23 protein-coding genes and 1 riboswitch are annotated in these 21882 nt (G+C 40.7%); of the genes, 2 read left to right on the forward strand and 21 right to left on the reverse strand.

All coding sequences use genetic code 11. From position 1 onward, the window contains the following. The 5 genes from V6D42_RS10315 to V6D42_RS10335 form a co-directional block, all read right to left on the reverse strand. On the reverse strand, window positions 1-879 hold the full coding sequence (locus V6D42_RS10315; RefSeq protein ID WP_333513155.1) for a carbohydrate ABC transporter permease: 879 nt from the start codon (window positions 877-879) through the stop codon (window positions 1-3). Window positions 880-936: 57 nt separating this feature from the next. After that, on the reverse strand, window positions 937-2205 hold the full coding sequence (locus V6D42_RS10320) for an ABC transporter substrate-binding protein (protein ID WP_333513156.1): 1269 nt from the start codon (window positions 2203-2205) through the stop codon (window positions 937-939). 80 nt (window positions 2206-2285) lie between these two features. After that, window positions 2286-3272, reverse strand: a complete 987-nt coding sequence (gene frlB / locus V6D42_RS10325; protein WP_333513157.1) for a fructosamine deglycase FrlB — start codon at window positions 3270-3272, stop codon at window positions 2286-2288. Window positions 3273-3486: 214 nt separating this feature from the next. Continuing rightward, window positions 3487-3861 (reverse strand): nucleotide excision repair endonuclease, encoded by a 375-nt coding sequence (locus V6D42_RS10330; RefSeq protein WP_333513158.1) that lies wholly within the window; start codon window positions 3859-3861, stop codon window positions 3487-3489. A 102-nt stretch (window positions 3862-3963) separates the two neighbouring features. Next, entirely contained in the window at window positions 3964-5082 is a 1119-nt protein-coding gene (locus tag V6D42_RS10335) for an NAD(P)/FAD-dependent oxidoreductase (RefSeq protein ID WP_333513159.1), read from the reverse strand. A 158-nt stretch (window positions 5083-5240) separates the two neighbouring features. Here V6D42_RS10335 and V6D42_RS10340 point away from each other — a divergent pair, with 158 nt between their 5' ends. Together V6D42_RS10340 and V6D42_RS10345 are read left to right on the forward strand one after the other, a co-directional pair. Next, window positions 5241-5390 (forward strand): hypothetical protein, encoded by a 150-nt coding sequence (locus tag V6D42_RS10340; protein ID WP_003240873.1) that lies wholly within the window; start codon window positions 5241-5243, stop codon window positions 5388-5390. Continuing rightward, window positions 5390-5665, forward strand: a complete 276-nt coding sequence (locus tag V6D42_RS10345) for a hypothetical protein (protein ID WP_333513160.1) — start codon at window positions 5390-5392, stop codon at window positions 5663-5665. Before V6D42_RS10340 ends, V6D42_RS10345 begins: the two co-directional genes overlap by 1 nt. Before the next feature lie 466 nt (window positions 5666-6131). Here the strand turns inward: V6D42_RS10345 and V6D42_RS10350 are convergent, their stop codons facing one another. The 16 genes from V6D42_RS10350 to V6D42_RS10425 form a co-directional block, all read right to left on the reverse strand. After that, window positions 6132-8873, reverse strand: a complete 2742-nt coding sequence (locus V6D42_RS10350; RefSeq protein WP_333513161.1) for a DEAD/DEAH box helicase family protein — start codon at window positions 8871-8873, stop codon at window positions 6132-6134. Between the two features lie 2 nt (window positions 8874-8875). Further along, window positions 8876-10894: a site-specific DNA-methyltransferase gene (locus V6D42_RS10355; protein WP_333513162.1), complete on the reverse strand. Its 2019-nt coding sequence runs from the start codon at window positions 10892-10894 to the stop codon at window positions 8876-8878. Window positions 10895-11373: 479 nt separating this feature from the next. Then, window positions 11374-12771 (reverse strand): Fe-S cluster assembly protein SufB, encoded by a 1398-nt coding sequence (sufB, locus tag V6D42_RS10360; protein WP_003228608.1) that lies wholly within the window; start codon window positions 12769-12771, stop codon window positions 11374-11376. 20 nt (window positions 12772-12791) lie between these two features. Then, window positions 12792-13235, reverse strand: coding sequence for a Fe-S cluster assembly sulfur transfer protein SufU (gene sufU, locus V6D42_RS10365; RefSeq protein ID WP_003222809.1), 444 nt, complete (start codon window positions 13233-13235; stop codon window positions 12792-12794). Then, the gene (gene sufS / locus V6D42_RS10370) at window positions 13225-14445 is read right to left on the reverse strand and encodes a cysteine desulfurase SufS (protein ID WP_333513165.1); all 1221 of its coding nucleotides are present in this window, start codon (window positions 14443-14445) and stop codon (window positions 13225-13227) included. The genes sufU and sufS overlap by 11 nt, the downstream gene beginning before the upstream one ends. Then, window positions 14445-15758: a Fe-S cluster assembly protein SufD gene (gene sufD / locus V6D42_RS10375; protein ID WP_010331787.1), complete on the reverse strand. Its 1314-nt coding sequence runs from the start codon at window positions 15756-15758 to the stop codon at window positions 14445-14447. The genes sufS and sufD overlap by 1 nt, the downstream gene beginning before the upstream one ends. 17 nt (window positions 15759-15775) lie before the next feature. Next, complete coding sequence (gene sufC / locus V6D42_RS10380) at window positions 15776-16561, reverse strand: Fe-S cluster assembly ATPase SufC (RefSeq protein ID WP_010331788.1); 786 nt, start codon at window positions 16559-16561, stop codon at window positions 15776-15778. Window positions 16562-16738: 177 nt separating this feature from the next. Continuing rightward, complete coding sequence (locus tag V6D42_RS10385; RefSeq protein ID WP_010331789.1) at window positions 16739-16891, reverse strand: hypothetical protein; 153 nt, start codon at window positions 16889-16891, stop codon at window positions 16739-16741. Between the two features lie 192 nt (window positions 16892-17083). After that, entirely contained in the window at window positions 17084-17461 is a 378-nt protein-coding gene (locus V6D42_RS10390; RefSeq protein WP_003222796.1) for a carboxymuconolactone decarboxylase family protein, read from the reverse strand. 84 nt (window positions 17462-17545) lie between these two features. Next, window positions 17546-18367, reverse strand: coding sequence for a methionine ABC transporter substrate-binding lipoprotein MetQ (gene metQ, locus V6D42_RS10395; RefSeq protein WP_010331791.1), 822 nt, complete (start codon window positions 18365-18367; stop codon window positions 17546-17548). Between the two features lie 13 nt (window positions 18368-18380). Continuing rightward, on the reverse strand, window positions 18381-19049 hold the full coding sequence (gene metP / locus V6D42_RS10400) for a methionine ABC transporter permease MetP (RefSeq protein WP_010331792.1): 669 nt from the start codon (window positions 19047-19049) through the stop codon (window positions 18381-18383). After that, the gene (metN, locus tag V6D42_RS10405) at window positions 19042-20067 is read right to left on the reverse strand and encodes a methionine ABC transporter ATP-binding protein MetN (RefSeq protein ID WP_326329634.1); all 1026 of its coding nucleotides are present in this window, start codon (window positions 20065-20067) and stop codon (window positions 19042-19044) included. The genes metP and metN overlap by 8 nt, the downstream gene beginning before the upstream one ends. Window positions 20068-20172: 105 nt before the next feature. After that, a riboswitch (SAM riboswitch) is annotated at window positions 20173-20279 on the reverse strand. Between the two features lie 114 nt (window positions 20280-20393). Continuing rightward, the gene (locus V6D42_RS10410; protein ID WP_326329632.1) at window positions 20394-20738 is read right to left on the reverse strand and encodes an SCP2 sterol-binding domain-containing protein; all 345 of its coding nucleotides are present in this window, start codon (window positions 20736-20738) and stop codon (window positions 20394-20396) included. Between the two features lie 107 nt (window positions 20739-20845). Next, window positions 20846-21166 carry a thioredoxin family protein gene (locus V6D42_RS10415; protein WP_168748696.1) on the reverse strand — a complete coding sequence of 107 codons (321 nt, stop codon included), beginning with the start codon at window positions 21164-21166 and terminating at the stop codon, window positions 20846-20848. A gap of 11 nt (window positions 21167-21177) precedes the next feature. Further along, on the reverse strand, window positions 21178-21531 hold the full coding sequence (locus tag V6D42_RS10420) for a toprim domain-containing protein (protein WP_010331797.1): 354 nt from the start codon (window positions 21529-21531) through the stop codon (window positions 21178-21180). Between the two features lie 77 nt (window positions 21532-21608). Next, a complete protein-coding gene (locus V6D42_RS10425) occupies window positions 21609-21845 on the reverse strand; it encodes a YusG family protein (RefSeq protein ID WP_326329627.1) in 237 nt (78 codons plus the stop codon). Window positions 21846-21882: the final 37 nt, after the last annotated feature.

Consider the following 21882-nt stretch of genomic DNA (forward strand, 5'->3'; position numbering starts at 1 on the left):
TTAGTCCTCCTTTCCGGTCTTAAAGAACTTCATTTGCATGAGCGACAAAGCAAGCGTAATGATTAACACAACAGTGGCAATCGCTGAAGCATAGCCCATCATATCCTTTGTAAAGGCGCTTTTATATAAGAACGTGCTTAATACCTCAGAAGCGTTTCCCGGCCCGCCGCCTGTCAATATGTACGGTTCATTAAATACCGTAAAGGCGCCGGTCAGCGTCATGACCATCGCAACAAAAGACATCTCTTTCGTCTGGGGAATGGTAATGTGAAAAAACTGCTGAATTTTTCCTGCGCCGTCAAGACGCGCCGCTTCATACAGTTCATCCGGTATTTTTTGAATCGACACAATGTACAGCATTGCGATATAACCGACAGACTGCCACTGAGATACAAAAATGACAGAAAGCATAGCCGTGCTGTCATCCCCGAGCCATGCCCTTGTCAGCTGATCAAGACCAACCGCCTGAAGCAGCTGATTCAAAAGCCCCGTCTCAGGGTTGTAAATAAAATCAAACAAAAGCGCGATAACCGTCATCGAGATGACAACCGGCAAAAAGAAAACGGTACGAAAAAAAGGCGACCATTTTCTGACCAGCTTATCCTCAAGCACCGCCGCCAAAATTAAACCGCCAAACACCTGGCATACAATTGAGATCACTGCGTAGAGCACGTTATTCGTGAGGGCTTGATAAAAGACAGGATCACGAAATAATTCAACATAGTTCTTCAATCCGATAAACGTTTTTTCCGGAGAAAAAGAGCTCCATTGAAACAGACTGAGAAAGACATTCTCAAAAATCGGGATATAAACGAAAAGTAAAAAAACAAGAGCCGGCAGCAAAAACAAATAGGGGATTATTCTATTTTGATTGACCAAGGATAACTCATCTCCTTTATAAAAAGAAAAGGTGCGTCGCTTCACCTTTTCTTTGATTTATTCAGCTGACGCCCGCACTTGCTTGGCTGCTTTTTGAACGGCTTTCATGACCTGCTTCGGTGTCATGTCGCCGCCAAGCATTTGCTGGACGCTTGTTAAGTACACATCTGCGATTTCAACATCAACATCCATGTCGAACCACGGAACCATTGATTTGGCATCTACGATATGCTGAACAGCTTCACGCTGAATGGCTGTAGAATTTTCTTCGGTTGCCGTCCCTTGCACCGCACTGTATTTGCCGACGTCTTTGACGAGCTTTTCACCCATTTTTTTCGACGTCAGAAATTGCAAAAATTCCACTGCTTCCTTTGGATGTTTTGTTTTCGAGGAAATCATAAATCCTTCAGGCGCCCCCGTTAACGCTTCTGAAGATCCTTTTTGCCCGCTGATTTCAGGGAATGAGAACATCCCTAGATTCACTGGCTCGACCAGTTTAATTTCAGCCGTTTCCGCATATATCATCGCCGACTTTCCGCTCTTAAATTGCTGTCTCACATATTCATGGTCGACGGAGTTTACATGGTTATTGAAGTAAGGCATCAGTTCCTGCAGCTTTTCAAGTGCTTTCACATAGCCTTCATCGGTAAATTCACCCGTTTTGGCGTTATAGTCCTTTTCTCTTGTTTTTTCATCGACCATCCGCTGATTCAGCGTGCCGATATAATGTGAGATTGTCCAAGTCGCTTTTGTTCCGAAACTGATCGGTGTATAGCCATTTTCTTTCAGCTTCTTCGAGACATCGATGAGTTCATCCCAAGTCGCCGGGGGCTCTAGATTGAGCTTTTTAAATATGTCTTTATTATAGAAAAATGATTTAGCGTCCATTTGCCACGGCACGCCATATTGTTTGTTTTCATACGTAAATGGTGTAACTTGCGATTGAACGAGCTGCGATGACCAATCTGTATCATCTTTGTAGTAGGACGAGAGATCAAGTGCTTTCTTTCCTCTGATAAATTTAAAAGCAAACTCGTCACTCCATGAGAAGTAAATATCAGGAGGGCTGCTGGTTCCCAGCATAACTTTAATTTTATCTTTATAGGAGTCATTCAAAACCGCTTCAGTTTGAATGTCGATATCCGGATGCTCTTTTTCAAATTCCTTTACAACCTCTTCAAAATACCTTTTTTCCGGCTCCTTCGGCCATCTGTGGAAAAATTTCAATGTCACCTTTCCATCGGCTGAACTGCCCTGGCTCGAACAGCCCGCAATGGTGAGCATACTGACAGCTGCAATGATCAAAAATAAAAACATTTTCTTCAAAGGGTTGGCCTCCTCTGGACATTAGACTATAATGTTATATAACATTATAGTCTAATGCATAATGGTTCCTCTTTTTCAGATCAATACTCAACTTTCCACATGTATCTTCTATGAGATAAAGGATGATTTCTCGCTTCTGCCAAAGCATCCGCATAGCTTCTCAGCACACGGTTAAGAACGAGCGGAGCAAGATAGCCTTTTACTGAATCGTCAATTGCAGTGAAGTCGTAAGATGCGGCATCGAGCACAGTCAGCTTTTTGCCATATTTTTTTGAGAAGGTAAGCGCCCGGTCTTCAAGAGGCCTTGTTTCATCTAAACCGAGCAGGATGATAAACGGCACGGATTCATCAATAATTTCGAACGGTCCGTGAAAATATTCTCCGGCATGAATGGCGTGGGAATGAATCCATTGCATTTCCATGAGAATGCAGATGCTGTAGGAGTAAGCGACACCGTAGTTTGCACCGCTTGCCATTGTATAAATGATGCTTTCTTTTTCATGTGTTTTTGCAAATTGCTGTGCGTTGTCAGCTTCCTGCTTAAGGGCTTCATCATACACAGCCTGCAATTGATCTAAACCTTCAATTGCTTGTTCAAATGTCGTATTGTTTTCTAATACCTGCAAAGCGCCGAAAACGATTTGATATAGAACACCATAGTTCGTATTGATCGCCTGCGCCTCATCACCCCAGTCATACTGGGCTACATATTGCGCTTCCTGTGCTAAAGGAGACTCCGGCTTATACGTCATTGCAATCGTAAGCGCACCTTTGCTTCTCGCAAATGCAGCGGCTTTTACCGTTTCCGGGGTATTTCCCGAGTGCGAGCACAAAATGACAAGAGACTTTTCACCAAGCTGCACAGGGTTTCGCTGAATAAATTCATTAGAGCTGTAAAGGTCAGAGCTGATTGATTTTGACTCCCTGTCAAACACATATTTACTCGGATACATAATGGCCGAAGACCCTCCGCATGCGACAAAGAATACATGGTCGATGGTTTTTCCTTTCAAATCCTGCAAGAAAGCTTGAACCTCACGATTAACTTTTGCTGTGACCTGACTCAAATCCTTCACTCCTTGATTTTATTATATAACGTTATATAACATTATATATTGTTATATTAAAGTCCAGAGATAGGAATGTCAATATTATTTTCTGAAATTTCTCATTAATTTACTCGAAAAATAGACAAAGATCTATCTGCGGAAAAATGCCCAAATCAAAAGCCAGAACTTAATATAAGCTCTGGCTTCACTGTTCAATCCGCAGACTGACTTCTTATTTAAAAAATACTTTGTCTATATTATACTTCGAGTGCTGTGTATTGATGATATAGGTTTCGTAAATTTCTCTTTCCATTGGATCTTCGACTACACATACTTCAATTTTATATACTTCGTCTCTGTGATGTTTCATCGGTGAGACAGTGTCTTCAAAATGCTTTTTAATTCTCTGTCTTAACTTTCTGGCTTTACCGACAAACAGCAGCTCGTCGTGAATGTTGTAAAACATGAAGATGCCGCCTTTATCCCTTGGTATCTGGTGAAAGTCGATGAATCCGTAAATCGCCTTTATTTTCGGTTCGTTATGATTGGCTGACTGCTGTCGCTCGGTGATCGTCACATTCGGTGCGGGTATATCAATTTTTATCAAAATCAGTTCACGTCCTCTTTTTCATTAAAGATAAATGCTAACACAGACAGGAAAGAAAAGCTAGAACAGCTTTATTATATTTGTTTGTCATGCCTTACATTATTATGCAAGCGCACAGGCAAGATCATAAGGGCTAAGGTCTATTTCTGTCTGCTTTCCGAGAACTAGCTTTGCGAGCTCTGAACCGAGAAACGGTCCCATCGTTAACCCCGACGCGCCTAAACCGTTAGCGGCGTAAAGTCCTTGAACATTCGGCACGGCCCCCACCACTGGCAGAAAGCCTGGTGTAAACGGTCTGAAGCCCACTCTTGTTTCAATGACTGTGCTGTCAGCAAGCCCAGGGGCTGCGGCAAGTGCTTTGCTCAAGACTTCATGCTGTCCCCCTGCTGTCACACGCAGGTCTCTAAGATCGGCCTCATTTTCATGGGTGGCGCCTGCTACAATTCTGCCGTCATCAAACGAAAGAATGTACTGATCGTTCGGCGGCATCACAACCGGCCACGATGCAGTATCTGCATCAGGAATTTCAAAATGCATAATTTGCGCCTTCTGAAAGGTTACTTGAAAATGAATGCCCAGAGGCTTCATCAACTCACTGGCCCATGCCCCTCCAGTCACGATCACACTATCAGCCTCAAACTGCTGTTTGTCTGTTTGGACACCGGTGACTCTTCCGCTTTCAAAACACAAGGACGCATTTCCTTTTTCAATGACCGCACCATGTTTCTCGGCAGCATTCAAAAGCGACCGGCAAAGCGCCCTCCCGTTCACACGGGCGGCACCGCTGATATGAACCGATTCATAGCCATCAGCTAAAATGGGAAACAGCTTTTTCGTTTCACTCGCAGATAAACGGGTGATGTCACCGATCTCCGGCGCATGCTCGCGCCTCTTATACGCCCGCTCCTCCATCTTATCGAGCTTCGCCGCATCAGTGTGTATGCTGATCGCGCCGACACGCTTGTATCCGGTGTCTGTTTCTCCGTCCTCTTCCAGTTGCTTGATTAAATCATTATAGTATCGCGCTCCGCCCTTAGCGAGCTGATACCAATCCTGATTGCGGCGCTGCGAAAGCCAAGGGCAGACGATCCCTGCCGCCGCATCCGTCGCTTGTCCCGGCTCATTCCGGTCAATCACCGTAACCCGGGCTCCTGATTTTGCGAGATGATAAGCCGTCGATGCACCTAGTATGCCTGCGCCGACGATGATGTAAGACTTCATATGCTAACACCTTTTCTTTTATAATATCTATTCATTTTACCAAATAGAGTGCTTTCCTTCGACCTTTAGCCCCAATGTGGAAAAACCGCGAAGTTCGTCCAATCTCTTCACTCTCCTATCGAATATCCTGTCACTATCAATAGAGAAAGGATGATACCATGAGCGAAAATCGTCATGAAAATGAAGAAAACCAAAAGCGCAATGTATCAGTTGCTAAAGTTGAAAACAGTGGCAATGCAAAAGTCGTAGTCAACGTAAATACAGATCAGGATCAGGCACAGGCGCAGTCTCAAGACGGAGAAGAGTAATGAACGAAAATATTATTCCTATCAACAGACATGCTGCGGAAATGCCCAAAAATGGCTCTGTTATTGAAAACAGCGGCAATTCGGAAGTCCATATTGATATACACATTGACACAATGCCGATTGCCTTTGCCGTTTTATGCTCTGCATTAGCCGCAAAGCAGATGACAAAAGATGAATTCGACACAGCCTATGCTCAATTATTAGAGATGAACAAAAATTATACCAACCGAACATCTGTGATGAAAGTTGTTAACCCCGAGACAACAGAAAACTGAGAAAGAACAATACCGTGCGAGCCCCCTCGGCCCACGGTTTCCTTCTGCATATAAAAAGGACGCGTCTGTAAACCAGTCGCGTCCTTTTTTATTAACATTAACCGATTGAACCTTCCATTTCGAACTTGATTAATTTTGCTAAAACAACTTGAAATGGTTCATAAAGATATGCCATTATATCAAGAGTTAAACCACTTTTCTAAAATAGGGTAAAATCCAATAAAAACTCATTCCGGGATGTAATCGGCACAAAATTTCTTTAACATCATTCTTATTTTAATTTCTCTGGGAATATACTTCTAATAAAGGCACCTCTATTTCAGATTGCTAACCCATTTTACCATTAACTCATCCCCAAACTTTATCCTTTAACATTTGGTATTTTTCGTATAATGAACTACTACTGCAAATATAAGGTCCATAAGAAAAAAGACGGAGCTGAGCCTAGTTAAGCCCAGTCAAACCTTTAGACATCATAAAATAAAGGTAACTCAGCAACTTTGCTTTTTTGTTCAATAGACAGTCCTGTAAAATGGTCTTTATTTAACACAACCTGAGCTAATTGACTAAACATGTTACGGCCATCTTTATCAGTATAGAATTTTAGACCTTTTATTTTCACATTCGAAACTTCATCTTCAAATGCTAGTTCAGCTTCATGTTCCGTAATATAGGTTAACAGGTCTTCTTTCCATTGTTCCCTCTCCATACGTCTAGAGTCTCCACCTTTTGGTTCAATAAAGACTTGTATATAATAATCAGCATTTCTAAGGTACAGTATGAAATCTGGTTGGAAACCTTCAAACCTTACTTGGTCAGATTGTTGGAACTGATGCAATTTAAGATATTCACCTTTACGTGTTTCTCTATTCATTTGCTCATCCATCCGAAATAAATAAGTTTCTGGATACTTTTCTCGTAATTCTTGTACTCGCTCGCCAATCTTACGAATTAGGTCAAATTCAAGTTCATTTACAATTGCTAAGTTATAAACAAACCAATCGTTCTCATCACCTAACATTTTACGTGGCTCAACAATCTGACTACGATTTCCCTTCAAAGAGTCGTATTTTGGAACCCGTTTTCTATAATCAGTAAGGTATTCTTTTATTGGATAACCAATAAATTTATTACTACCACGTTCACTTGAATATCCTTTGATAATTTTAGATTCAATATCGCTTAGATAAGATAAAACTATGTTCAGCTTATCTCTACTAGTCAAGTCACTTTCTGTAAACTCAAGTGGTGCTTCTACTCGTAGTGTTAAATTTTTTATATTTAACCAATTCTCACTATACAAAAATTCCTCTTTTGATTTCAAAATTGGTAAGTACCTCTTCATTGTATCAAAACGAAAGAATGTAAGTTTTTGCATAGCTTTTTTAAAGTACCTGTCATCTAATTTAACAACGATTGGATGTGTTCTTAAGCTTGTCGCTTCTTCTTTATAGTCTACTTCTCTAGAGGAATACGACCAAGGAAGTGTCACATCACTTGTATTTCGGATACCATATTTCGACAAGTTGGTATAGTAAGAGTCAGGTACAACAATGGTCTGATTATAATAGATTTTACCATGTTTCCAAACGTCAGTTCTTTTAAAATTTGATTTTATCTTCACTTCTAGTGGAGGGTTTTTCTCATCTGTTCCACTAGGTAAATCCAATGCTTCTAGGGAATTAACTAGATTTTTTAAATACTGTGGCTCATTGATTGTATGATAGTGAAGAGTTTCAAGCAATAAACTGTCATGCGAATCGTCTTCAAACCTTCTTTTATAGGAAGATTGCCCTTCTAAGATGAATGGATTATATCTAGCACCACGCCCAATTAACTGCGCTTCAGCCATCGTAGACTTTTTATCTCCTTTAGCATTTTCACTTACCCGTACAATATCATAAAGGTTTAATACATCCCAACCTTCAGTTAGCTTCGCAACAGCAAATATAACACGATACAAGTTATCTTCATCTTCTAAAGAATTGAGTGCCTGATATTGCCCTTTTTCCAACATACCTGCACCACGGTCAGAATCGTTTGCATTTAACACACGTCTAGGCTCAAACTCTCGTTTTATGGTACGTAAAATAGTTGGAAGTTCTTCACTATGGTCCAAGTAATACTGATAAGCAAAGTTTAAAGTCGAACTTTCATTATCATCTAACTTTTGTTGACGTAAAATAAACTTGTTAAGTTCCTCAACAGTCAAACCCTCAATCAGTTCATTAAATAACCGGTTGGCATGGTTGGAGGCATTAATATTTTGAGACTTAAACATTATAACAGGTTTAAAAATTGGTATCCCTTTAGCTAAGGCTGTATACCTTCTATATTCACTCAGCAGTACTACATTTAACATTTTATCTCTATCATCTGCAGAACCTTCAATACGCTTTACGTTTTTTGAGAATCCCTGAAACATAAATTTATCTAATGTGTAACGATATATAACTTTATCTTTATACTTCTCATAGATATTCTTATTTTCCAAGTCAATAGTAGCAGTAAACTCCAGTAACCTATTGTCGCCTCTTGCATTAAGTATTCTATTAATAGCAGCTTCCCATGTCTTTTCTTCATCTTTTTCTTTCTTTGTTGAAGCAGAATAATGGTGTGCTTCGTCTCCAAGTATTACAACCTTGTTTCTACGATATTCTAATTCAGACATTGAATTTTCAGCAGGAATAAATAAATCGTTTGATAAAGATTGTACCGTTGAAAGCTTCAAATAAATTACATTCTTAGACTGTTCTACTGGAAACCTTGTTACAGGTATGATGTTTATACGTTCGCCGTTAATCTCCATTGTTTGCTGGAATAAATATTTATTAGATACTTTATTTGTAAGATTATCGATAGTCTTATTTAGTACACTATTTGTATTTACTGTAAAAACAAAATTTTGATATCCATATTCTTTATACATAAACAAGATTAAAGCTGCCATTAAATCCGTTTTACCCGAACCAGTTGCCATGTTAAACAATACATGATTGATATTACGTGCATCATTAAGCGTTTGAGAGTAATGGAAAAATCTTATTGCATTTTCCTGATAATCACGTAAATCATGTATTAGATTGTTATTAACATATTCGGGAACCTGAAAAGCTATATTTTCATTAAATAAGGATGTATCATGTCTTTTAAGCTCGTCATGTAATGGTAAAGATATTTGCATCTTTCTCTTAGGTTTTGAAGACATTTTTAAGCCTCCTCCCCATAGAAACTCTTATTAAATTCGTAGTCAGAATCACTAATCAGTTCCCTAACATTTGAATCATCTATTTCACTCAAATTATAGTATAGTTGATTTTTCTCAATAATCTTAATAAGTAATTTACGGTTTTCTTCAGCGCCACGACTCCAATCAATTTTGGTTAAATCAGCACGAAAATCTATATCAGCTTTCTCCTGTGTGTCAGACCCTTGTATCATACGTTCATAAACAACCTTTAATTCACTAATTGAATTTGCGTTTATTATATCAATCAAATAACCTATATTTTTCGGGAACAATTCAGTGTAAACAAAACTTCCTCCACCATTCCATTTAACAACCTTAGAGATACCCGATTGATCTTCACCGCTTACAACATCTTTTAATCTGTTCCAAGGACTATTTTCTTCGTAGTCAAGCTGTTCAATAGTAATATATTTCCGTTCAAGCTTATGTGCAACAGCAGCCGTTGTTCCCGAACCACCAAAGAAATCGAGTACAATATCACCTTTGTTACTAGCCATCTCAATAATTCTCCTAATAAGCTTTTCAGGCTTTTTACCACCTTTTAGGGTCACTCCACCTTCTTTTGCAATTCCTTCGTATGGAGTGTCCATCCAAATATTGCTTAGCTGTATACTCGGCACTTTTTTACCATCAATTTCTCTAACCTTTTTAGCATAAAAAGCAATTTCCTGCCCATTATGAACTATTACATCATAATAATTTTCTCTTTCAATTTTATAAATCTTATCTTTATCTCCTTTTGAAATATTTCGTATAGAAACAATTTCTTGACCTGCATCATTTCCAATCGCAGTATATCTAAATACCGAGTCAGCATTTTCTAAAGCGAAATCACCCATTTTCTTTTCAAAGACATCTTTTCCAAGCTCATTAACAAATGCTTGTTTGTTTTCATAACCGAACTTTGTCGGTAAATAGTCATTTAAACTTACTATTTCCCACTGTGATATATCGTCCTGTTTATTTTTAACATAGTATTTATAGTTAGAATCATAGGATGTTTCAACATATTGAGGATTATATGTCCATTTAGTCTTATCTTTTGCAAAACCAATAATATATTCTGCAGTTTCGAATACACCCACATTAACACTAGCAAAACCAGAAGGAGATTTTGTTTTTACTGTTATTTTATTTATAAAATTATTCTTCCCTGGTTCGTTAAATATGTCTTTCATTAATCGATGCAATTCAGCCACACCGTCATCACTAATTTGCACAAAAATAGCACCATCTTCACTTAATAATTCCTTAGCTACTTCTAGTCTATTTTTCATGAAAACAAGCCATGTTGAAAGTTTAAAATTTGAATTGTATCTAAAGGTATCTTCTTTTTTCTTTGCTTCAAAATAATATGGAGGATCTATATATATGAGTTTTACTCTACCTAGATATTTTTGTTTTAATGTATGTAATGCTAAAAGATTGTTCCCCTTAATTACTAAATTCTCATCATTGAAATTAGACACACATTGTTCTCCATCTCCCTCAAATTTAGTAGCATTAATTAATATTTTCTTATCTAACATTACATCTATCTCATCCTTTTCAATTACTTCATTGAAAAAAGATTCGTCATATCCCATATCCTCTTTACTCATTGAAGCACTAAGTAACCCATCTTTGAAAGGAAAATCTAAAACAACATCTTGCTGTTCTGATAAATACTTTCCACCTGCATTTAAACCAATTTGATTTTCATATTTTGTATAACTGGTTTCCCAATAGTCTCGGTATTGTAGCATGTCTTCAAATTGGTCGATTAAGAATATATCTTTTCCAGCTATTTTCTTAAAATAATGCTTATTTATGTATTCATCATTAACCAAAGCAGTAATAAGCATTTCATCATAATTTCTTAAATCATTTACTAATGCTGTACGCTTTAACCCACCTTCAGTAGTGTACTTATCTCCAAATGGTGCTACGATTTCAGTTATTTTATCAAACACTTTAGGTTGGATTTTTTCCATGCTCATATAAACTCTCCTTTAACTAGCTTTTCAAATAAATTATATCACTTGTCTTATAGCCTCACTTATAATGATTGAATTTCTATTTGAAATAGTTTTCCAAGGTAAAAATGAAGAGGGTATTATCTTTCAAAATTATAACGGTCATTATTTAACAACTTCTATTATCCGTAATACAATGCAAGAATATTGTAAAAAAGTAGGCGTTGATTATAAAGGCACCCACTGCTTTAAAAATACACATGCTGTTCTGATGCTTGAATCAGTGTAAGCTTAGTAAATGTTTCAAATCGACTTGGGCATAAAAGCATTAAAACAACAGCAGATACTTATCTTGCCATCACCAAAAAATAGAAGAAGACGAACTTAAAAAGTTCGCCTCCTACACAAAAGATAAAATCAACTCGGCATGAAATCGGCACGCCGATAATTTCACAATTTATAAAAACCTCTCAAACCCTTGATATATAAAGGATATTTCTTTTTTATCCAATAGAACCTTCCATCTCGAATTTAATCAAACGGTTCATTTCAACTGCGTATTCCATTGGAAGCTCTTTTGTGAATGGCTCGATGAAGCCCATTACGATCATTTCAGTTGCTTCTTCTTCAGAAATACCGCGGCTCATCAAGTAGAAGAGCTGCTCTTCAGATACTTTAGACACTTTCGCTTCGTGCTCCAATGAAATGTTATCATTTAAGATTTCATTGTAAGGAATTGTGTCTGACGTTGATTTGTTATCCATAATGAGCGTATCGCACTCGATGTTGGAACGGGCGCCTTCCGCTTTGCGTCCGAAGTGGACGATTCCGCGGTACGTTACTTTTCCGCCTTGTTTTGAAATCGATTTTGATACGATTGTGGATGATGTGTTTGGTGCAAGGTGAATCATTTTCGCACCCGCATCCTGATGCTGGCCTTTACCTGCAAGAGCGATAGAAAGCGTCATACCGCGCGCGCCTTCGCCTTTTAGGATACAAGCAGGATATTTCATTGTCAGTTTAGAACCGATGTTGCCGTCGATCCATTCCATCGTTGCGTTTTCTTCACATACTGTACGCTTCGTTACTAGGTTGTAAACGTTGTTCGCCCAGTTTTGGATCGTTGTATAACGGCAGTAGCCGCCTTTTTTAACGATGATCTCAACAACCGCACTGTGAAGTGAGTTTGTTGTGTAAACAGGCGCAGTACATCCCTCAACGTAATGCACGCTTGCTTCTTCGTCAACGATGATCAGCGTACGTTCGAACTGACCCATGTTTTCAGAGTTGATACGGAAGTAAGCTTGAAGCGGTGTTTCAACCTTTACGCCTTTTGGCACGTAGATGAAAGATCCGCCGGACCAAACAGCTGAGTTCAGCGCCGCGAACTTGTTATCAGTCGGCGGAATCACTTTTGCCCAGTGCTCACGGAAAATGTCTTCATTTTCTTTCAGCGCGCTGTCTGTGTCTTTAAAGACGATGCCTTGCGCTTCAAGATCTTCCTTCATGTTGTGGTATACAACCTCAGATTCGTACTGAGCAGAAACCCCCGCAAGGTATTTTTGTTCAGCTTCAGGAATCCCGAGCTTGTCGAATGTTTGCTTAATTTCTTCAGGAACTTCATCCCAAGAACGCTCTGAACGCTCAGACGGTTTTACGTAGTACGTAATTTCGTCAAAGTTCAGTGAGTTTAGATCTCCGCCCCATTGTGGCATTGGCATGTTGTAGAAATGTTCAAGTGATTTCAAGCGGAAATCAAGCATCCATTGAGGCTCTTCTTTCATGCGAGAAATTTCTTCTACGATTTCTTTTGTCAATCCGCGCTCTGAACGGAAAATGGAAACGTCCTTGTCGTGAAAACCATATTTGTATTCACCAATATCAGGCATTTTTTTAGCCATCCATTTTCACTCCAATCCTTTTAATTGCCGCCCTCTTCTTTAGCGACTCCTTTTTCAAGTGCCTTCCATGACAGGGTTGCACATTTAATACGGGCCGGGAATTTTGAAACGCCTTGAAGGGCTTCAATATCACCCAAATCTATAGAATCATCATACTCTTTCCCTTGCATCATATCCGAGAAAATCTTAGACATGGACAGGGCTGTTTCAATATCTTTCCCTTTAATCGCCTGAGTCATCATCGAAGCGGATGCCATTGAAATGGAACAGCCTTCCCCTTCAAATTTCGCATCTTCCACGATGTCTCCGTCAAGCTTCATTGTCAGTCTGATACGGTCGCCGCATGTCGGATTGTTCATATCCACGACGATGCTGTCATTCAAAACCCCTTTGTTGCGCGGGTTTTTGTAATGATCCATAATCACTTGTCTGTACAATGTATCTAAGTTTGCATTAAAAGACATTTGTAAAATACTCCTTTGTCTTTTGAAGAGCTTCCACAAGCTTATCAATCTCTTCCTCTGTATTATACAGATAAAAGCTTGCTCTCGCAGTAGCAGTTACATCCAGCCATTTCATCAGCGGCTGGGCGCAATGGTGACCGGCTCTGACAGCGATCCCTTCCGCATCAAGTACGGTTGCCACATCGTGCGGATGAACATCATTAAGATTAAATGTGATCAGCCCGGCACGCTCTTCCGGTCCGTAAACCGTCACGCCGTCAAGTTGACGGAAGCGTTCAAGCGCATAAGCTGCAAGCTTGTGCTCGTGGCGGGAAATCTCATCAAGGCCGATTTCTTCAAGAAAATCAATGGCGGCACCAAGACCGATTGCTCCAGCAATAATCGGAGTACCCGCTTCGAATTTCCACGGAAGCTCTTTCCAAGTTGATTCATAAAGCCCGACAAAGTCGATCATTTCACCGCCGAATTCGGCAGGCTCCATGTTTTCCAGCAGGGCTTTCTTTCCGTACAGCACACCTACTCCGGTAGGGCCGCACATTTTGTGGGAAGAAAGCGCAAAGAAGTCGCAATCGAGATCCTGCACGTCAATTTTCATGTGAGGCGCGCTTTGTGCACCGTCCACCACAATAACAGCCCCATTGTCATGAGCGATTTTCGCCATTTCTTTTATCGGGTTGACCGTGCCGAGAACGTTAGACACATGAGATACCGCAACAATCTTTGTATTGCTTGTGACCGTTGCTCTGACATCATCTAATGAAATCGTGCCGTCTTCCTGCAGCGGAATATATTTTAATGTAGCGCCAGTCGCTTTGACAGCCTGCTGCCACGGAATGATATTCGCATGATGCTCCATATAGGTGATGACCACTTCATCACCCGGTTTGAGGTTAGCGCGTGCATAGCTTAGCGCCACCATGTTCAGTGATGTGGTCGTGCCTTTTGTGAAAATAATCTCAGCCATTGACTTCGCGTTAATAAACTTGCGGACTTTTTCACGCGCTCCTTCATAACCGTCTGTCGCTCTGGTTCCAAGCGTATGGACGCCCCGGTGAACATTGGAATTGTATTGGTTATAATACTTATCCAGTGTTTCAATGACAGCACGCGGCTTCTGGGAAGTCGCCGCGCTGTCGAGATAAACGAGATCATGTCCGTTCACTTGCTGATGAAGGATCGGGAACTGTTCACGAATATCTGTGATATTCATTACTTCACTTTCCTTTCGATAACAGAAACCAATTGTTTCTTAACGCCTTCAATCGGAAGTTCGTTAACTACCGGCGCAAGGAATCCGTAGATGACTAAGCGTTCTGCTTCTTCTTTCGAAATACCGCGGCTCATCAGGTAGTAAAGCTGAATAGGATCCACACGGCCGACAGATGCCGCATGTCCTGCCGTTACATCGTCTTCGTCGATTAAAAGAATAGGATTTGCGTCTCCGCGCGCTTTTTCGCTGAGCATCAGCACACGGGATTCCTGTTCCGCATTCGCTTTAGAAGCACCATGTTCGATTTTGCCGATTCCGTTAAAGATAGAAGAAGCGGAATCTTTCATCACACCGTGCTTCAAGATATATCCTTCAGAAGCTTTACCGAAATGAATGATTTGTGTCGTAAAGTTTTCTGTTTGCTCTCCTCTTCCGACAACAACGGTTTTCGTGTCGCCGTAAGTGCCGTCACCGTAAAGGTTTGTTGTGTTTTCGGAAATGGTGTCGCCATCGTTCATGAGGCCGAGAGCCCACTCGATTTTGCTGTCGCGTCCGCGCGCAGCACCGCGGCGGTTGACATAAGTTGTTACGCCGGAAGACAGAGTATCCACCGCACCGTATGTCACACTGGCATTATCACCTGTGATAACCTCACTGATAATATTGAATACAGCATCTTTCGGGTTAACCGTGCTGATGTAGTTTTCTACATACGTTACTGAGCTATGGTCTTCCGCCACAATCAATACGTGGTTGAATAGAGCTGTATCGTTGCTCTCGTGGACATAAACAGCCTGAACCGGCGTCTCCACCTGAACATTTTTCGGAACATATAGGAATGCCCCTCCGTTCACAAGAGCTGCGTGAAGTGCGGTTAATTTATGCTCATCAACCTTCACGCCGTCTTTCATAAAGTATTTCTCCACTAAGTCGCTGTGCTCGCGTGCAGCAGTCAAAATATCAGTAAAGATGACGCCTTTGTCTTTCAATTCCTGAGAAAGAGAAAGGAATGCAGGCGTCTGATCACGCTGAACATATAACGTTTTATCTTCGTTTTCAACATCGATCAGCGCTTTTGCTTCATCAGTCAAATCTTCTAATGAAGAAAGCGGCTCATTATCAACTGTATGCTTCGCGAAGTTCGTGAAGTTCCAATTTGTGATTTTTGTTTTGTCAGGCTTCGGCATCGGCAGATCCTCAGCTTGTTCAAGAGCCTGTAAGCGCAGGTTTTTCAGCCAGGCAGGTTCTTGATGCTTTTCGGAAAAGCTTTTGAGATACTCCTGATCTACGGATAGTTTTGTATCTAGTGTCATATTAATCCCCCTAACGCTTACGCTTCTTGGCCTACAGTTTCGTCTTCAATGCCAAGTTCTTTTTTGATCCAGTCATAACCTTCTGCTTCAAGACGCTGTGCAAGCTCTGCACCGCCGGATTTTACAACGCGGCCTTGCATCATAACGTGAACAACATCAGGAGTGATGTAGTTTAACAGGCGCTGATAGTGAGTGATCATCAGGCAGCCGAAGCTTTCGCTGCGCATTTTGTTGATCCCTTTTGATACAACTTTCAGAGCGTCAATATCAAGACCTGAGTCGATTTCATCAAGAATGGCGATTTTCGGTTCAATCATCATTAATTGAAGGATTTCGTTGCGTTTTTTCTCTCCGCCTGAGAAGCCTTCGTTGAGGTAGCGCTGAGCCATTTCAGGGTCCATTTCTAAGAATTCCATGTTTTCGTCCATTTTGCGGATGAATTTCATCAGAGAAATTTCATCGCCTTCTTCTCTGCGCGCGTTGATCGCAGAACGAAGGAAGTCGGCATTTGTCACACCGCTGATTTCACTTGGGTACTGCATCGCAAGGAACAAACCTGCCTGCGCACGCTCGTCCACTTCCATCTCCAGTACATCTTTGCCGTCAAGCGTGATGCTGCCTTTTGTTACTTCATATTTAGGATGCCCCATAATAGCAGCTGACAAAGTTGATTTACCAGTACCGTTCGGTCCCATTACCGCGTGGAACTCTCCGCCTTTTATTTCAAGGTTTACACCTTTTAAGATCTCTTTCCCTTCGATTTCAACGTGAAGATCTTTGATCGTTAATGTTGAAGCAGCCATATCTATACCTCCAAAAATATATAATCATAATTCTCATTTTATTCTCATTCTAATTTTATAACAAATGAAAAGTAAATACAACTTTTTATCGTGCCTTGCACATTTCTCAAGTTTAACAAAGTTCAGCACTTTATTAAAGCAATTGAAAAAGAAAAAGAGTGGATTCCCACCCTTTTTTTAAAGACCGATTTTCTCATTAAGCTCTGCAGAATACCGCTTGCATTTTTTATATTCAAGCTCTCTCTGCCGCTCAACTTCCATTCTTGTATCCAGCCGGCGTCCGTATTCCTCGTATCCGATTCCATGAGACAGCTGCATCGCTTTTTCCATTTCTGACGTATAATCGAGGTCCAGTCTGTCCTGGCTGCTGCAAATAATGAATCAATCCCTTCATTTATTTACTGCTATTGTATCAGCTCCAAGACCGATGCTGCAAAATGGATATGGCTTGATATAACATCGGATGAGACGAAAGGACCCTTTGAGTTGCAATGAGAATCGTTTTTCGGAATATTCCTTCTTCTAATGCGTAGTGTTTCCAAATTCCTCTATACACTGCTGGACAACTGTCACACCTTGGCTTAGAGCAGCTCCGCCTCCGAACGCCGCTGCCACACTGACTGCTTCGAGAATGTTTTCTTCTGTCGCTCCCTCATCAAGACAGCCTTTTGTGTGATAGATCATGCAATATTCATCCTGAGCATTGATGGCGATTCCGAGGGCGATCAGCTGTTTTTCTCTTTCAGTCAGAGAATTGCCGGCAAAGCATTGTTCAGTAAACTCGTTAAACTTTCTTCCCATCAGCGGCATCTTTTGTTCAAATGTGCCTAAACCTAATTTATACTGTTTTAGCGCGTCCTGCATGCTTCCTCTGTCTTGATTCAAAGAAAATCCCTCCATCTGTTTAACATTCCTTTTTATTATGAACAGCTTTTAGGAAAATACCCGAAAAAAACCCCGGATTTCTCATCCGGGGTTTCAATCTTATTCAGAGACTGGGAGAACAGCTCCGTCATATTTCTTCTCGATGAAGTCTTTAATCTTTTTAGAGTGAAGAACTTCCATCAGCGCTTTGATTTTTGCAGAATCCTCTTCGCCATCTCTCACTGCAATGATATTGGCGTAAGGGTTATCTTTTGTTGATTCCACTTCAATCGCGTCTTTTTTAGGATTTAATTTATTTTGGATCGCGTAGTTCACATTGATGAAGGCCGCGTCTCCTTCTTTGTTTTCATATGCTTTTGCCGTTAATTCAGGCGCTACTTTTTTAAACTGAAGGTGTTTCGGGTTTTTCTTAATGTCTTTCAGTGTTGCATCGACTGTCTCCACTTTAGAGTCAAGTGTAATTAATCCTGCATTCTCAAGCATTGCAAGCATACGGCCTTGTTCAGCAACGTTATTTGTCAGGATAATTGTCGCACCGTCGGGAAGCTCTTTTAATGATTTATATTTTTTAGAATAAATACCGAATGGCTCTAAGTGAATCGCACCGGCATTCACAAGTTTATAATCTTTGTTTTCTTTCATTTCTTGCTCAAGGTAAGGAATGTGCTGGAAGAAGTTTGCATCCACTTCTTTATCAGCTAAGGCTTTGTTGTACATTTTGTAATCACTAAGCACTTTCACTTTCAGTGTGTAGCCTTTCTCTTTTAACAATGGTTCAGCTTCTTTTAAAATTTCTGCATGCGGTGTTTTTGTAGCTGCAACAACAATTTCTTTCTTGCCGGATTCAGCGTTATTAGAACCGCAGGCAGCCATAACTCCTGCAAATACAAGTAGTAATGCACCCAAAAATAGCTTTTTCAATGTAAATCCTCCCTTATCGTTTGTCTATTATATTTGTTATGACATCACCGATCATTTGAATAATGAAAACGATGATTAAAATAAATACAGTAGCAACGAAGGTAACATCAGTATTATTAGACTGATAGCCTTCTACATATGCAAGGTTTCCAAGTCCTCCTGAACCGATGGCGCCCGCAATGGCCGTTGAGCCGATCAATGCAATGGCCGTAACCGTAATCCCAGAAATAAGGGCCGGCATGGATTCCGGGAGCAGCACTTTGAAAATAATGGTAGATGTTTTAGCTCCCATTGATTTCGCAGCTTCGATGACGCCCTTATCCACCTCGCGCAGCGCAATTTCAGCGAGCCGCGCGTAAAACGGGGCTGAGCCGATGACTAACGCCGGCAGTGCCGCGTTCGGCCCTAAGATGGTGCCGACTAAAAACTTCGTAAAACCTAGTAATAAAATAATTAAAATGAGGAACGGAATAGACCTGAATACATTGACAATAGCCGCAATTACAGTGTTGACCGCTTTGTTCTGCCAGAGGCTCCCTTTGCTTGTGAGAAAGAGCAGCAGGCCGAGGATCACCCCGATGACAAAGGCAAAAACCAAGGAGATCAGCGTCATATAAAGCGTTTCGTATGTCGCGTTCCACAATTCAGTTACATCAACGTTCGGGAAGTATTTTTCAAACATTCGTGATCACCTCTGCTTTCACCTGTTTGTCATTAATAAACCGGATCACGTTTTGCACTTCTTCCTCATCACCGTCAATATGAATAAACAATGAACCGTATGCCCCGTCCTTCGTCTGCGAGATTTTCCCCTGCAGAATATTGACGCTGACATTGAAGTTTCTGATCATCTCAGTAATCAGAGGCTGTTCAGCTGAATCACCGACAAATGTGAGCTGAACCGTTGTTCCTGACGCTTTTTCGTCAAGAAGATGCTGAAGTGTTTCTTTTGTTTCTTCAGGCTCAGTCACCTGCTGAACAAACCGTTTTGTCATGTCTTCCTTTGGATTCTTGAAGACATCGAGAACTTCTCCTTCTTCAACAACCTTTCCGTTTTCCATAACGGCGACTCTGTTGCAGATTTTGCGGATGACGTGCATTTCATGTGTGATCAGCACAATCGTCAAACCGAGTCTTTCATTAATATCGGACAAAAGATCCAAGATTGAATCGGTTGTTTGCGGATCTAAAGCTGATGTCGCTTCATCACAAAGGAGAACCTTCGGATTGTTTGCGAGCGCTCTGGCGATTCCGACCCTCTGCTTTTGTCCGCCGCTCAGCTGAGACGGGTAAGATTTCTCTTTTCCTTCTAAACCTACCAGTTTAATCAGTTCATTGGCACGCTTGATCCGCTCGCTTTTTTTCACCCCGGCAATTTCTAAAGGAAACATGATGTTATCTCTGACAGTGCGCGACCAGAGCAAATTGAAGTGCTGGAATATCATACTGATTTCATGGCGCGCTTTTCTTAAATCGCGTCCGTTTACTTCATTAATCTTCGTTCCCGCCACTTCCACGATTCCTGAGCTTGGTTTCTCAAGTCCGTTCAGCAGACGGATTAAGGAACTTTTACCAGCTCCGCTATATCCTATAATTCCAAAAATCTCACCTTTTTTGATGGAAAGCGAGACATTTTGGACAGCATTGACATCTCCATGTTTCGACTTATACACTTTTGAAACATCCTGAAGATTGATCAAAGCAATCACCTGCCTTAACACTATTCTAAGAAATCTTCCGGTTTTTTTTGCAAAAGAAAAGCCTTTCTGCACACTTGAGCAGAAAGGCTTATATAAAACGCCTTTCTCTCATCTTTCAAAGCTTAACGCTTCGTGTGAATTGGCACCATTTCAACAATGTTGATGGTTGCCGGGCTTCATAGGGCACTTCCCTCCACCTCTCTTGATAAGAGAAATATATAGTCTTTTTCGTCCGGAAATTCTTAATGTAGAATAGCATGGCGAATCATAAAATGTCAATAAAATAAATGATGTAAACTTTTACTATTATAATAATTTGCTATTTTTTAATTCTTTAGAATCCTCTGAAAAAAACCGTTTGTCAGCCAAAGAATGGCTTCCAGCTTTAACAGCGCTCTGAATGAACCCTTTACCTTTAGGCTTCCGCTCTGGATCAAGTGCTGAAGGGAAATGTCTCCATGCAAAAGATGAATGATTTCTGTTTGGTTTCCATAAAAGGTCAGGTTGGACGTTTGGGGCGGAGAAACTTTTGTCATTTCTCCCTGTTCGTTTATTGAGACGGTTAAGGCTTCTGTTTCTCCTTGGAAGGTAATGAGCAATGTCGAAGCGTTCAAAAGGGGTTTTAAAAACAGATGCTGGACATCATCTTCTAAAACTTCCGCTTTCTCCATTTGTACAACCTCCTATTTGTTGGTCATACATACACATTTCTCTCTTCAGCGCAAGAACCCCTTTATAAAACGAACGACAAATTCATTGGAATGCGCCGAGAAAAATGTCATAAATGAGATGCAGAAGATGATTTTTGTTTGATCAGCTCATATAAATAAGAAACGGAATGAAACGCATACCCTCTTTCAATTACTTTTCCGTCCTTAAACAGCAGAAAACAAGGGACGCTTTCAATTTGATATGCTTTAGCAAACGCCGGAGAATAGTTGAGATTATTTTTATAGAAGGCGACAGACGGGAGCATGTCTTCGACGACCGTCAGCATTTTGCTTGCCAGCTGGCAGGTACCGCAAAACGGAGTATATAAATATAGGAGATACACATCATCAGTAATGTGTTCAAGCTCTTGCTCTTGGAGTTCTTTCATGCTATAACACCTCAGGTCTTTCTTTCAAGAAAATTCGTATGGACATTCAGATTCGCGCTCAGTAATACAGATGCTATATGGTGTCTGGGCGCCGCCTCCACTTCCTTATAGGCTCTGTCGATATATAAATGGTAGGCTTCATTAAATTCCCTTTTCAGCTGTTTTCTCAATTTCTCGCCTGATTCATCGGCATCAACCAAAATATAGACGTCCTTCTCGTAAAGCTCGTCTGCCAATTCCTCCAGCTTCAGCTGGCTGATTGTTCCGTTTGTGCAGATAATGCGCACTGGCTCATTCAGGACGCTTTCGATCTTTTCTTTATCTGATTTCCCTTCAACAATCATGACTTTTTCCAGTTCGTCCATGTTCATCTGCTTCACCTGCCGCGTCAAATTTGAAACGTTCAGATTGTAAAAGAAGGCAGTGAAATTCACCGCCAACATTAACACCAGCCGCTTTCGTAGTCACAATCAACATACTTCTGATCGTCTCCTGAAATCACGTCGGCTGTCTTATAAAATTTTTCATTTTCATAGGTAAAGCCGGACTTTAGCTCATATTCATTCATGCCTGTCATTTGGCCGATCATCTCATCTTCATGATATAACGAGAGCCGGCCATTTTGAAAGCGGCCTGTCACATCATTGGTGACATCGAGCTTTTGTTTGCTGAAAGCCATATTGGACACCTCCCATAGCGTTAGCGTATCCAATTGC

The sequence above is a fragment of the Bacillus sp. 0909A genome (genome assembly GCF_036765115.1).
Lineage (GTDB): Bacteria > Bacillota > Bacilli > Bacillales > Bacillaceae > Bacillus > Bacillus mojavensis.